The 12,576-nt window shown below is 57.9% G+C and carries 12 protein-coding genes; 7 read left to right on the top strand and 5 right to left on the bottom strand.

Annotated features, from left to right (window positions below; translation table 11 throughout):
• Positions 1-38 precede the first annotated feature (38 nt).
• Positions 39-1,013, top strand: coding sequence for an IS110 family RNA-guided transposase (locus ABD919_RS18590; protein ID WP_345237558.1), 975 nt, complete (start codon positions 39-41; stop codon positions 1,011-1,013).
• Here the strand turns inward: ABD919_RS18590 and ABD919_RS18585 are convergent.
• Positions 983-1,228, bottom strand: a complete 246-nt coding sequence (locus ABD919_RS18585; protein ID WP_345237557.1) for a hypothetical protein — start codon at positions 1,226-1,228, stop codon at positions 983-985. The two genes, ABD919_RS18590 and ABD919_RS18585, sit on opposite strands and share 31 nt — an antisense overlap.
• 522 nt (positions 1,229-1,750) lie before the next feature.
• On the opposite strand from ABD919_RS18585, the gene ABD919_RS18580 reads away from it, so the two are divergent.
• The 4 genes from ABD919_RS18580 to ABD919_RS18565 all read left to right on the top strand — a co-directional run bounded on the left by ABD919_RS18580 (position 1,751) and on the right by ABD919_RS18565 (position 7,322).
• Positions 1,751-2,155, top strand: a complete 405-nt coding sequence (locus ABD919_RS18580; RefSeq protein WP_345237556.1) for a hypothetical protein — start codon at positions 1,751-1,753, stop codon at positions 2,153-2,155.
• A gap of 1,559 nt (positions 2,156-3,714) precedes the next feature.
• Positions 3,715-4,857: a replication initiation protein gene (locus ABD919_RS18575; RefSeq protein WP_345237555.1), complete on the top strand. Its 1,143-nt coding sequence runs from the start codon at positions 3,715-3,717 to the stop codon at positions 4,855-4,857.
• A 233-nt stretch (positions 4,858-5,090) separates the two neighbouring features.
• Entirely contained in the window at positions 5,091-6,749 is a 1,659-nt protein-coding gene (locus tag ABD919_RS18570) for a T9SS type A sorting domain-containing protein (protein WP_345237554.1), read from the top strand.
• 24 nt (positions 6,750-6,773) lie between these two features.
• Entirely contained in the window at positions 6,774-7,322 is a 549-nt protein-coding gene (locus ABD919_RS18565; RefSeq protein ID WP_345237553.1) for a hypothetical protein, read from the top strand.
• 61 nt (positions 7,323-7,383) lie between these two features.
• Here the strand turns inward: ABD919_RS18565 and ABD919_RS18560 are convergent, their stop codons facing one another.
• Positions 7,384-7,863 carry a hypothetical protein gene (locus tag ABD919_RS18560; protein WP_345237552.1) on the bottom strand — a complete coding sequence of 160 codons (480 nt, stop codon included), beginning with the start codon at positions 7,861-7,863 and terminating at the stop codon, positions 7,384-7,386.
• Positions 7,864-8,122: 259 nt separating this feature from the next.
• Here ABD919_RS18560 and ABD919_RS18555 point away from each other — a divergent pair, with 259 nt between their 5' ends.
• A complete protein-coding gene (locus ABD919_RS18555) occupies positions 8,123-8,869 on the top strand; it encodes a type IV toxin-antitoxin system AbiEi family antitoxin domain-containing protein (protein ID WP_345237551.1) in 747 nt (248 codons plus the stop codon).
• Positions 8,866-9,843, top strand: a complete 978-nt coding sequence (locus tag ABD919_RS18550) for a nucleotidyl transferase AbiEii/AbiGii toxin family protein (RefSeq protein WP_345237550.1) — start codon at positions 8,866-8,868, stop codon at positions 9,841-9,843. The genes ABD919_RS18555 and ABD919_RS18550 overlap by 4 nt, the downstream gene beginning before the upstream one ends.
• Before the next feature lie 132 nt (positions 9,844-9,975).
• On the opposite strand, the gene ABD919_RS18545 is transcribed toward ABD919_RS18550, so the two are convergent.
• The 3 genes from ABD919_RS18545 to ABD919_RS18535 all read right to left on the bottom strand — a co-directional run.
• A complete protein-coding gene (locus tag ABD919_RS18545) occupies positions 9,976-11,367 on the bottom strand; it encodes an ISKra4 family transposase (protein ID WP_345237549.1) in 1,392 nt (463 codons plus the stop codon).
• Between the two features lie 20 nt (positions 11,368-11,387).
• Positions 11,388-12,005, bottom strand: coding sequence for a recombinase family protein (locus ABD919_RS18540; RefSeq protein WP_345237548.1), 618 nt, complete (start codon positions 12,003-12,005; stop codon positions 11,388-11,390).
• A 57-nt stretch (positions 12,006-12,062) separates the two neighbouring features.
• Positions 12,063-12,576: plasmid pRiA4b ORF-3 family protein (locus ABD919_RS18535; protein WP_345237547.1), on the bottom strand; the 514-nt coding region annotated here is incomplete at its 5' end.

Genomic DNA, 12,576 nt, shown 5'->3' with positions numbered 1-12,576 from the left:
TGTTTGGTCAGATTTTAGCCACTTAATTTCTTTTCTCAATGGATGTTACCTTACCCGTCGTAGGTATCGATGTGAGCAAAGCCACGCTGGCCGTGTGCTATGCGGTGGAAACCCGGCTCCAGCATACGGAAGTGAGCAATTCGAAAGCCGGCTTTGAGCAGCTCGTGCGCCGCTGTGGGGCAGAGTGCTTGTACGTGATGGAAGCCACCGGCTCCTACTACCTGGCCCTGGCCTATCACCTGGTCGAACAGGGGGCGCGAGTGGCCGTTGTCAATCCGCTGGTGGTGAGGCGCTTCATTCAGATGCACCTGGGCAAGGGCAAGAGCGACCGCAAAGACGCCCAGTGGTTGTTGCGCTACGGCCAACAGCAGGCACCGAAGCAGTGGCAGCCAGACGAGGCCGTACTGGTCGAGTGCCGGCAGTTGGAACAAGTGAGCGAACAACTGATTCGGCAAAAGACGATGACACTTAACTCGCTGGAAGCCTTGCAGCAGCACCCGGTGGTGAGTGCCAAAGCCGAGCAGCACCTGCGCCAGGCCCTGAGTCGGTTGGAGGAGCAAATCCAGGCGCTGGAAACGGAACTGGTCGGCTTGTTGGAACGCCACTACGCCCGGGAGATGCCTTTGTTGTGCTCTATTCCCGGCATTGGCCGCAAAACGGCCGCCCTGTTGCTGCTTTTTGCCAAAGGCTTTGCACAAGTGGAGGCGTACCGACAACTCACGGCCAAAGCGGGGCTATGCCCCCGCGAGTACAGTTCGGGAACGAGTGTGCGGGGCAAGTCGCGCATCACGCGCATGGGCGGCGGGCTGATTCGCAGCAAGCTGTTTATGTGCAGCTTTTCCGCTAAAAAGGCGAATGTGTCCTGCAAAGCCCTGTATGACCGGCTCGTAGCAAAAGGCAAAAACGGTAAGCTGGCCTTGATTGCCGTGTGTAACAAACTCCTCAAGCAGGCCTGTGCCATCGTCAAATCTGGAATTCCCCATCAGCCCGATTTTACTAGAATTTCTGCTTGAAACCTTGCTTTTGAACACAGTTCATTTTGGGCAAATTCCTGGGCAATGCTTTCTGTCCCCTCGCTTGGCTTGATGCATTTGGTGGTAAGGACCGCCTCAATTGAGCTTTGACTCTTTGCCAGAAAACTTCTGGCTTCTGCTATGGTCAGGATGCTTTGGGCAAAGGCTTCAGAATTTGCGCACACGGTCAGTAATAGGACAAACAAGTAGCGCATCGGGCAAATGTAATTGTACCAGGTAAAGTCTTGAACTTTTATTCAAGCTACTTCGCTGCGGTCGGTCAATGGCGGGCGCGATGCGGTTTTGCGACCCATACACCATGCGCTTGCTGCAGGTACTGCAGGGCACCCTGGTCAAATACCAAATCAAAGTAGGGGTCAAACTTCAGTAGCCGGCCAAGCAATACGGGCTGCTCACCGGGAGCATCCTGCCGGTCAATGATGAGTGCTTCCAGCGTTCGTGGTTCCAGGGTCCTGTGCAGGCCCAGTGCAACAACCGCTTGCCCTTCCTTTGTTTTAAGGCGTTGTAAACCAATCGTTCTCCTCCGAGCGCGACCTGGTATACTTGGGGTATGGCTCATCAAAGCTGGTCACGGGGGGCTCTTTTTAAGAACTTGGCATATCCCGAGTCGGCGGGCTCCGTAAATTTACAGCGCTCGTAGGAGCGCTTCAAAAGCCCGACGCACTGTAATAGTGAGGCGGGCTTTCTTCCTCTAATCACCACCCTGCCCCTGCTGTATGAAGTTTGATGACGACTCCGCGGAACGATTTGAAGCTGATTTTCCCGCGTTTGATGCGTCTCTGGGCGTGATGTACGAGGAAGCGCTACGACTGGTACGCGGCCACCTGCGCTCGTACCCGCCGGCGGAGTTGCCCGGGCTGCTGGAGAGTTGCAGCGATTTAAATCTGCCGGTCACCCGTGAGCAGCTGGACCGCGTGTATTACGGCCCGCTCACGCCGCAGGAGCCGAAGTTGATTGGCAACCTGCTGCGCGTGTTTGGCTACCAGTCACGGCAGTTGGGTTTTGATGTTGGGCCCGTGCGGGGCAAGATGCGCTACATGTTCTTCTTGGCCACCAAGGTCGGTTTAGAGCGTTTTCGAGCAGAATTGGCCAGCTTCGATGCTGACTCGCTTACTCACTAAACATCCAATATTGAATGTGCTTAGCTGCTTAAACGACACTCTGGGCTGACAATGTATGGTTGACGGTGTTGGCCATCTGGTTTTTTGAGAGTATTTTTATGAACAGTCCGAGTGGACTGTCCCGCTGATGAATGATGTAAGAAGTTGGGGATAGCCTTACGGCCATCCCACCATGAGAATGAAACCGGGTCTCGGAATCGCTGAGCCCAATGCCATGCTGTAAGCTGAATGCTGTATGTGTGGCGGGAGATTGGTAACGCCTAACGCACTTCGTGATGGCTCTTCTCCAAAAATTCCCTTCCCGCAGGAAGGGCACAGCCTCCCGGTGGAAAACCATCGGCACCACCCTTCAGGCCTACGCGCCCCTGTTCATGCTTTTGAACACCAGCGTTAGGTTTGCGGACAATCATTTCGACACGCTACGGGCGTGTTGTGAGTGGGTGGCGACTCTCCTGGGACTTTATTAGAAGCCTCGGCAAGAAGCCGGCCCTTGAGGGCCGGCTTTTTTGTTCTTCGTCAACGTTGGCTCGCCTCGTGCACGTAGAGAAGCTCTACTGCTGCGGCCGGCAACCATAAGTTCCTGGTTCTGAAAAGAGTATATAATATACTGGGGGCTTCTCGAAGTGCAACATGAGTCTGCTCCTCTGATAATCACCAAATGGGGCCATTTAGCACGCCTGCGCTTTGGCACACTTTCAATCAATTCTGGCCCTATGACGGTGGCAGCGCCATAGCGAAGGGTGAACTTGCCTGCATGCCTGAACGTGGCACCTGGAGCCCCCATTGGGGCTTATTCTGCACTTACAGTCCGAAGAACGGGGTCCGGCTTAACATGAGACAGTTTTTGCCCGTCGAAGTGGGACCGCAAGGGCACAAGCATTATAAAATAATAGCATAAAATAGTAAAAAAGTGCAATCCCGGAATTCGCGGTTTGTGCTTTTTTAGACTGTTTTGTTTTGTCCCATTCCCCGTTTTTATACCCTAAATGCTTTTTCGTTCCGACAGACTAAATAGTCGTTTTTTTACTGATTAGTTAAAAACCTACAAGATAGTTTTACTATAAGGAGTAAACAGCCAAAAGGTAAGTTCTGGACAGGTGAAAGGTAAGATACAGACAGGTGCCATTGCTCCTAAGGGTAAGTTTTGGACAGGTTACCCGACTTGAAAAGCAAGTTCTGGACAGGCAAAAGGTAAGCTTTGGACAGGTACTTATCCACAGTGGTTGATGGCAAAAAGGCAAGCTTTGGACAGGTACCAGCTAGGGTAAGGAACTGGGTTGATATTCCTTCAATTGGCAAAAAGGTAAGTTCTGGACAGGTACTATAGGCTTCCTTCTGCAGCCGTAGCTCTGGCTTATGAGCTGCTTGCAGAAACTTCGTCAGGCAAAAAAGTAAGTTCTGGATAGGTCATATTGCCCCTCAAGTATGAAAAGGGTAAGTTTTTGGTAGGTAGCCGGGCTCCTTAGAAAGGTAAGTTTGACACCTGATTTGACTTGCTACTTTCTTTTTTGCCGTTATCTTGCATTACCCGTTAACACTACCACCAACGATACCTTTTTATGGCTGACAAACGTGTAGCGCGTTCCTCCTCCGTTCCCATGCTGGAGCTGGACCTCAAATACGAGCCGGAGTACCGCGGTGAGGTCAAGCAACACTGGAACGTCACGTTTGCTCACCAGAAGAAAATTTCGGTGTACAGCAAGCGCATCCTGGCCAGGGTCATCGACCAGATTCGGGACAATGACTACCAGCTGCGTGAATTCTACCAGATTCACGTTTCTTCGATTCTGGAGGGCACGGATATCGAAATAGACACGGCTTACTCAAAAATTAAGGGGGCCCTGTACGAGTTGGCCGATGTGAAGTGGGAATTCGAGAGCATCGACCGCTCGGAATGGTACTTCCGCCACCTTTTGGACACGACTAAGGAACGGCGGGTTGGTTACAAGGACGGGGTTATCACCATCCTGCTGAATCCGCAGCTGGCCCCCTACCTAGTAAAGGCTGCGCACTACAGTAAGTTTCCGCTGCACGGTTACATGAACTTGAAGAGCTGGTACAGCATGCGGTTCTTCGAGATTCTGTCCGCCTTTCAGGACAAAGGATTTTGGGAGGTCCCCGTGGATGAGTACCGGCAATACATGGATTGCTGGTATGAATACGACAAGCGCGGGCAAGTCAAAAAAGACAAGGAGGGCAACCCCCTACTGAAGTATCCTAAAACCAAGCTCCTGATTGACTACACCATGAAGGAGCCGCTGAAAGAGTTAGCGGGCACCGATTACGAATTCACCTTTACCCCCATCTACGAAATCACGCGGGCGGTAAAAGGCCGAAAAAAGATTATCCGCCTGCGCTTCGACTTGAAAAAAGGGCCGGCGCTCAAAGACATCCCGGAGTCTTGGCTGCAACACACCGAAACCGGGAGCATCGTCCAGCGCCTGCGCGAGTGGAAGGTAACGGACCGCAACATTGTGCAGTATGCCCCCATTCTTAAACAGGCCGGGGTGTTGGAGCTGCTGCGCGCCTGGGAGCTGAAGAACCGCTCGAACCGGCACATAGACGATAAACTCCGCTACTGCAACGCGGCGTTCGTTCGTGCTGGCAAGCAAGCGCTGGAGGATGCCAAGCAGGCCAAGGCCGAGGAGAAGAAGGAAGCAACTGAGGCAAAGAAGCTGGTGCAGCAGGCGCTCAATCTGTAGTCACTGACAAAAGCAGTTTTGCTTGCTCTGGCACTGCTCAATTCATCGGCAAAGCGTGCCCTCTTTCAGGGACGAGCACGCTGCCGGCTGCACGAACCCTTTCAGCAACCGGAAATTGCAGCACGCCAAGCTGTACTCCCTGTCGTTCGCACACGCAAGCCTTTTGGCGCAGAAGCGCCTCTGTAGCTTTGGGCCGAATCTGTCTGTTTGTTCGCATTTCTATCCGGTACCGCATGAAGAATCTCTACTCGTTGCTCTTTATCACCCTCTGCCTTGTTTTTAGTGCGATACCCGGCCACGCCCAATGGGCAAAGGCGTTGTCCGGGGTTGATGGCACGCTCCCCACGGCCGTAGTACTCGATGGCAGCGGCAACAGCTATGTGACCGGAAATTTCACCGGAGCCATGACCATCAACGGTGCCACTGTGCTCGCCAATAGTAGCCCTGGCATCGCCATTGAAACGCTTTTTGTGGCCAAGTTCTCTCCTCAGGGCGCACTGCTCTGGATTCAACGAGCCACGGGCTCGGGCCGGTCCTTTGGGGAGGCCGTGGCCGTGGATGGCACGGGCAACGTGACGGTTGCCGGCAGTTTCCAGGGAACGTTTACCGTCGGCAGCTTCACGTTGACGAGCACCACTGGGGCCGCAAAGGAAGGCTACGTGGTTCGGTACAGCCCCCTCGGGGTGCCACTAGCTGCCTGGAAGGTCAACTCTCCCAGCGGGGACTTTGCCTGCACTGACGTTGTCGTAGACGCTTCGACCAACAGCTACGTGACCGGTACCCGGGAAGTGGTATCAAGTGGGGTGCGTACCAAAACCAGCTTCGTGCGCAAGTACTCCATTCAGGGTCAGCAGCTATGGGCCAAGGAAGGAACCGGCACCAATGTATCCGGCGGCCATTTAGTCCTCTCGGGCACGACCCTAATTGGCACTGGGTTGTTTGCGGGCACCGCCACATTTAGTACCCAATCCGTTCTCACCTCTCCCACGGGGCAATATGCCGTGGGCTATGATAGCCAAACAGGAGCCCTGCAGTGGGCGTATTTATTGGGCCTATCCTCGTGGGTGACGGCCCCAGCGGTACAAGCCGATGCATCAGGATTCTACGTGGCCAACAGCTTCAGCGGCACCTTGGTCTTGGGGGGCACTACCCCGCTTGTGGGTCGCAGTACCTATTTGGATGGGTTTGTGGCGAAGTTCAGTATGCAAGGCGCGGTGCAATGGGCGCAGAGCATGCGCGGGAGCGGGACGGCCAGCAACGCAGCCACTTGCCTGTCGCTCACCCCGGCGACGGGGCAGCTAGTGGTCGGCGGCTCATTTCAGGGCACCTGCACCTTTGGTTCTACCACCCAGGTGACCAGTGCCGGCGATTCCGACTTATTTGCTGCTGTTTATACCACCCAAGGCATGTTTCGGGGTGTACGGCGGGACGGCGGGCCTGCATCTGAACAGGCGCTGGGGATTGCGGCGGATGCGGCCGGCAGCGCCGCTCCCGTGGTCGTCGGGCTGTTGCGCATTCCGCAAGCGACGGGGGCCACCACCACGACCCTGGCCGGCACCAGCTTTACGGTTAACGCCACCTACAACGATGGCTTTATCGTGCGCGTCGTAGCTGTGCCGTTGTCCACCCGCGCCCGAAGCCACCAGCCCTCTTTCGCGATGTATCCCAATCCGAGTGCACCTGGCCCGTTTCTGATTGCGTTGCCCGCTACTTCAACGGGCCCATCCCAGCTGTCGATGCTCAACTCTCTGGGCCAGGAGGTACACCACCAGGTAATCCTGGAGCACAGCAGTAACGCGCTTGTCAGCGTAGGGAAGCTGGCTCCCGGTCAGTACGTGGTGCGCCTCGAAAACCAAGGGGATGTCATTACCCAGATGATTGTAATTGAGTAATTGTCTTAATCTTTCTTCTCTTTTATGATTGTGACGCCAGCGCAACAGAGAGTCATCCATGACATCCTGGCCCAAATGCTGGTTGGCATCAACGGGAATACCGGCATTATTTTCCTCTATGATGGCAACAACGAACTTGGCATTTCGAAAGAGGACGGCCGGTTTCTACGAGAAGTCATGCAGGCGGAAGGCTTGGTCCGAAATGCGGATGGCCCAAACCAGAACCGCCTTTCCGAACTGACCACAAAAGGGCAAAGCATCGCCCAGAGCCCGGGCGGCTACTGGGCTTATGTCCAGCAACAAGCGGCCCAACAGCAGCAGCAACGCCAGCGGGAAGATGAACAGCTTGAGCTGAACCGGCAAGGCGTTGCCGCCACCGTAGGCAGCACCCGAATCGCAAAGATTAGTGCATGGGTCGCGGGCTTCAGCTTGGCCGTTACGATGATAGCCACCTACATCGCCTACCAAGCGAATGCCGGCTCTGATGAGGTAAATGCCCGCCTGCGGAAGCTCGAGGCGCAAATGCAGCAGCTCCAGCCCAAGCAAGTTGAGCCGATACCCAGCCATAAATAAATCCCAGCATGAACAGGCACAAGCCTGCTCCCGTGTCTGGTGTCGCGCTCAGCGCGTGGACTTAGGTGGAGCTATGCGAGAAGCCCGTCACCCCTTCCTGCCATTCCAGCTCGGCCACAATTAGCCTTACCAGGACCGTATTATCAGCCGAGTACCCTGCTATTCGCTTTTTGACGGCATAGACTCCGGCCCACCTTCTATCCTCTTCCGCATCAGCCGTGACAATAAACTCGTCGCTTGGCAGCGGGAGGTGCCCGCTCACCGCATAATAGCGTTGGACCAAGGCCTCCAGCTTCTCCGTCAGATAACTCCTCATGCTATTGAGTGCCCATCTCATCCGCGTGCGCTCGTCCGGGCTGGCGCCGGTGCTGTGGGGATAGGGACGGGCCGGGCTTGCCCGCTGAAACAGGTCTGCTGCCTCGTGTGGCCAGCTTTCGACCTCTACCACCAATCTAAAGGGTAGCGTCGGTCCTGGCTCTGGGTGCAGCCCGGTAAGGTAATCTTCCCAATCTTCTAGGATGAGCGGGGTTGGTAGTTGCATTGGGCGTACCGGAAGAAGTAAACGTCGAGGGAGCCTTTAAAGCGTCGGGTAAAATTACTTCCGGCACCGGCATCTACAGCCACCTTGCCTCATCCGTTCATTAACGTGCCTTCGATTCCTCAACCAAGATGCAATCCCCAGCAATCCACTCGCAATTTTCATTTGCAGCCAGACGTTTACGGGGATAAACGCAAAGTTTTTAATCAAAAAAACTTTGCGTTTCGGGTGATGATGTATCTTCACTTTTCGTTTACTACCCATGAGCCGTTCCCGCACCTCTCCTACCCAGCAGCGCCTGCTGCGGCGTCTGCAACAGCTGACGCCGGGCCAGATTGTGCGCTTCGCGGATTTCGAGCAGCTGGGGTTGAGCGCGCCGGCCGTGGCCTCGGCCTTGAACCGGCTGACGCGTACGGGGCAGGTGCAGCGCGTGGCCAAGGGCCGCTACCGGGTCGCGCCCACTGGCCGCTTTGGGCCGGTGCCGCCCAGCGAGCAGCAGGTGCTGGAAACCTTGCTGCAGCCGGCGGCGACGGGGGGGCTGGAATACCCCACCGGCGCGGCCATCTTTAACCGGCTCGGGCTCACGACCCAGGTGCCGCGGGAAATTGAAATTGCTACACCCCGGCCCAAACCGGCCAAGCAAATCGGCACGGTGCGGGTGCGCTACGTGCGCAACGCCGGCGCCACGCGCCCGGAAGAGGTGGAATTGCGGCAACTGCTCGATGCGCTGCGCCGCATCAAGCGCGTGCCCGACGCCAGGCCGGCTAAATTGATTATCCAGCTACGGGAAAAGGTGCGGCGCTTGCCGGCGGCCGACAAGCGCCACCTGGCCACCCTGGCCCTCTCCTACAACCCCGCGACCCGCGCCTTGCTCGGGGCCCTGCTGGAAGACCTCGGCGAAAAGGCCCTCACTCCCGCGCTGCGCGCCAGCCTAAATCCCTTAACCGTTTACCGCCTCGGCTTGTCCGCGGCCGATTTACCCAACCGCGACCTGTGGCGAATCCAATGACCCTGCACCGCCAGCCCGACGTGTTCCGGGAGGCCATACTTCTGACGGCCACCGAAACCGGGCTGAGCCAGGCCCTGGTGGAAAAAGACTACTGGGTGACCTGGGTGCTGCGCAACCTGGCCGAGTCGCCCGTGGCCGGGGAGGTCGTGTTCAAGGGCGGCACGTCCCTGTCGAAAGCGTACCGCCTCATCGACCGCTTCTCGGAAGACGTGGACCTGGCCGTGCTGCTGGGCGGCCGCACCGGGGCCGCCGTGAAGGCCCTCATTAGGCAGGTGCACCACGCGGCGGTGGGGGCGGGAACCCCCGAAGAATTGCCCGAGGTGCCGGGCAACAACAAGCTGGGGCAGATACGGCGGGTGTACCACCGCTACCCCCGCACGTTCCCGCACGTCTCCACAGTGGCCGGGGAAGATATTCTGCTGGAAATAACGGCCTTCGGCGAGCCGCATCCGGTGGTGCAGCTACCCCTCAGCTCCTATATCGCCGACGTGTTTGCGGCGCGGGGCCTGGAAGCGGAGCTGGACGAGTTCGGGCTGCGGCCCTTTGCTTTCCAGGTGCTCAGCCTGGGGCGCACCTTCGCCGAGAAAATCATGGCCCTGGTGCGGGCCTCGTACGAGCCGGACCCGGCCGCGGACGTAAGCAGCAAAGTGCGCCACCTGTACGACCTGCACCAGCTCGCCGGCCACCCCGACGTGCAGGCGCTGCTGCCGGGCGAAGACCTGTTTGTACTGCTGCGCGCCGTGCAGGCCGACGACGTGACGGCCGGCGTGAAGGGCCCCACCCACGAGTGGAAAGGCCGGCCGCTGAGCGCGTGCTGGGCCTACGAGCAGGACGCAGCGAACCTGCAATTGGCCCGCCGCGCCTACGAGCGCGAGTTGCCGGAGCTGCTGCACCGGCCCGCGCCCGACTTCGAGGAGGTGATGCACACCATACGCGGCATTGCGGCGCGCCTCGTGGTATTTGACCAGGGGTAAGTAGTATAACGAGTTGGCACAGCTAACTCGCGTCTTTTTGCTCCCGTTGGCTTACCCGTTTCGGATGCTGATTAGCTCGCCAGTAGCCTTAGGTAAGCATTGGAGAGCATCAAAAAGTGTGGGGCAATGTGGTTAGGCGGCCATCTGCATTGGTTCTGCTGGCACTGACCGGAAGCCGGGATACTGCTGCCGAAAACAGTCTTCCCATTCCTCGTTGAGCACCTTCGTGCGGGCCTGCACAAGCAGGTGCGCGCCTTTCTTGGTCCACTGCATTTGTTGCCGCTTCACCATCCGCTTGGCCAAGACTTGGTTGACCGCTGATTCAACAAAGCCGGTGGAGACGCGTTCGCCGTAGCGCTGGCGCTCGGAGTAGTCCACGATGAAGCCGCTGTTTTGCTCCACGTAGGTGTGAAAATCAGCCAGTAGCCGGGCCAGCGGCTTGCACTTGCTGTATTTCCGGGCCACGAGCGGGTCGTCCTGGTGCGTGGCCAGCGTGTCGTCCAGGTCCAGTATCTTCTCCAGGGCCCGCTCGGCGTTGCCGTGCCAGAGGTGCCATTTGATGCTGGTCAAGCCGTCTTGCAGCGCTTTTCCCCCGGCCGCGTCGGCCTGGGCGAAGCCCAGCGCGTACTGCTGCAGCACCGTCAGGCGCATGGTCAGGTGAAACCAGTCCAGGAGGTGCGTGGATTCCGCACTCAGGTAGCTGGTCAGCGACCGCAGCACCGCGGCGCCATCGGTAAAGAATTCCACGGCCTGATTGGCCTGCAGTCCCTGCGAACGCTGGACCTCCAACACGCGCCGACGCGGCTTGGCATCGACTTCCTGCACGAAGCCGAAGCATTTGGCGCCCCCTTCGGCGGGAATGCTTTTGCCGGCAATCACCTCGAAACAGCCTTTTTTATGCCAGTGCCGGACGTAGCCGCCGTCGAGGCCGACCACCAGCGGGCGGGGCGGGCACGGCAAGGCCTCGCGGTCGCGCTGGCAAACGCCGTGAAAAGGGGCCACTTCCTGCGGCAGTTGCTGCTCCTGCGCCTCGACCACGGCGTGCAGGTGCTGCTGAATGGTCGTGCCCGATAGTTTCGCACTCAGGGGCAGCACGTCGTGGAGCAAATCGGCCGTTTTCTGGTAGGGAATCAGGCTGGCCCACTTGGTTTCCAGATACAACCGCTCCGGTGTTACATGTTGGGGAAAGAGGTGCTGCAGGGGGCTGTAGGTTTTCGGCCCCGCCTCGGTGGGCGGCAGATAGTAGCGCGGGCTATCGACCGTGACGTTCCCGAACAAGGTTTTCAGTTGGAGCGGATAGCTGCCCTTCTTCCGTAAGCCGACGGGCTGTTGCCCCTGCAGGTGCGTCGCTATCTGCTGCCCAATCATCTGTTGCTGAAGGCGCTGCAGCAGCTCCTTCGATTCGGCCAGCGTCAGGCCCACGCTGGCCAAGCTCAGGTCTTCCCGGCTCCAGGTGAACACGTCTTCGAGCAGGGGCTCGTCGCCTTCCGACAGGCAAGCCACCAGTTGTAGTTTGAAGTTCATGGCATCAAGGGATTTAAGGATTACAGCAAGGCTTTCACTTTGCGAACCGTGTTGATGGCCACGTCGCACAGCTTTGCGGTGTTACGTACGCTCAGGCCCGCACGCAGCTGCCGGGCGACGGCCGCGTACTTTTTCAGAAAGACGGCTTTGTCTTCCGTCGCCCCTACCGGGCGGCCAATCGTGACGCCTTGCCGCCGCGCTTCGTCCATGCCCGAGAGAATACGTTCGCGCAGGGTCTCGCGCTCCAGGCGCGCAAATTCGGCCAGCAGCGTGAACAGGAACTGGGCCACCGGATTCCGCTTGCCGTTTTTCAGCGTTTCAATCCCAAAGTTTTGGACGTAGATGCTGACGCCCAACTGGGTCAGCTCCTCGACGATTTGCAGCACTTCGACCGTGGAGCGACCCAGGCGCGAGACTTCGCTCACCAATACTTTCTGGATGGCGCCCCGGCGGCTCAGCGCCAATAACTGCTGAATCCCTTCCCGGTCCTGATTCCTTTTCGCCCCGCTAATCTTCTCCGCAATCTCGGCCACGACCTGGACGGCCTGGTTTTGGGCCACGGCGCGCAGGTCTTCCACCTGCCGCTGGTAGTCTTGCTCCTTTTTGGAGACGCGCACGAAAATGACGGCCTGTTGCATGGCGCAAAGCTATATCCACTGTATCAAGAAAACCACTTGGTTTTTCTGATATAGTTTTCAGGATTCTAAATCCGCGAAAAAGTAGTCGTAGCCGCCCTGCGAATACAGAAAATCGGGATTACCCTTATGTTGATACAGTTTGGCCAGTTTTCGATTGACTTGGCCTTTGTCGAAGTGCTCCGGCCGATAGGTCCAGAACCAGGTCGGTACGTCGTCCTCCCGGATGTCCTCACCGGCCAGCAGCCGGTCCGCGGCTTCGTAGGCCCAGCTGAACTGGTCCAGCGTGCGCTGGTCGTAGCCGCGGGGGCCGCCGACTTCTTCCGGGGGGCAAGCCCGGCGGCCACTCACGCACACCGGGTGGACCGGCAAGGCGGTCGGCGGGAGCACCTGTTCCACCCGCACCTGGTGGAGCCAGTAATCGCCGAAGTCGTAGGTGTAGATGAATTTGTCGTTGACCTGCCACGGGAAATCACCCAGGTGGACCCGCCGGGCATCGTCGGCGAAATAGCTGCCGCCGGCATAGGGAATCCCGTACTCCTTGCCCCAGGGCTTGAAACGGTGCAGGTGCCAG

It is taken from the genome of Hymenobacter saemangeumensis (genome assembly GCF_039541835.1).
Taxonomy (GTDB): Bacteria; Bacteroidota; Bacteroidia; order Cytophagales; family Hymenobacteraceae; genus Hymenobacter; species Hymenobacter saemangeumensis.
Note: the sequence above shows the minus strand (reverse complement) of the source record. Positions and strands in the feature narration are given on the sequence as shown.

Bases quoted from the DNA above. Each gene is read 5' to 3' on its own strand.
- ABD919_RS18545 (WP_345237549.1), bottom strand. From the start codon at position 11,367: ATGAACTTCAAACTACAACTGGTGGCTTGCCTGTCGGAAGGCGACGAG.
- ABD919_RS18550 (WP_345237550.1), top strand. From the start codon at position 8,866: ATGACCCTGCACCGCCAGCCCGACGTGTTCCGGGAGGCCATACTTCTG.
- ABD919_RS18555 (WP_345237551.1), top strand. From the start codon at position 8,123: ATGAGCCGTTCCCGCACCTCTCCTACCCAGCAGCGCCTGCTGCGGCGT.
- ABD919_RS18565 (WP_345237553.1), top strand. From the start codon at position 6,774: ATGATTGTGACGCCAGCGCAACAGAGAGTCATCCATGACATCCTGGCC.
- ABD919_RS18590 (WP_345237558.1), top strand. From the start codon at position 39: ATGGATGTTACCTTACCCGTCGTAGGTATCGATGTGAGCAAAGCCACG.
- ABD919_RS18580 (WP_345237556.1), top strand. From the start codon at position 1,751: ATGAAGTTTGATGACGACTCCGCGGAACGATTTGAAGCTGATTTTCCC.
- ABD919_RS18585 (WP_345237557.1), bottom strand. From the start codon at position 1,228: ATGCGCTACTTGTTTGTCCTATTACTGACCGTGTGCGCAAATTCTGAA.
- ABD919_RS18540 (WP_345237548.1), bottom strand. From the start codon at position 12,005: ATGCAACAGGCCGTCATTTTCGTGCGCGTCTCCAAAAAGGAGCAAGAC.
- ABD919_RS18560 (WP_345237552.1), bottom strand. From the start codon at position 7,863: ATGCAACTACCAACCCCGCTCATCCTAGAAGATTGGGAAGATTACCTT.
- ABD919_RS18570 (WP_345237554.1), top strand. From the start codon at position 5,091: ATGAAGAATCTCTACTCGTTGCTCTTTATCACCCTCTGCCTTGTTTTT.
- ABD919_RS18575 (WP_345237555.1), top strand. From the start codon at position 3,715: ATGGCTGACAAACGTGTAGCGCGTTCCTCCTCCGTTCCCATGCTGGAG.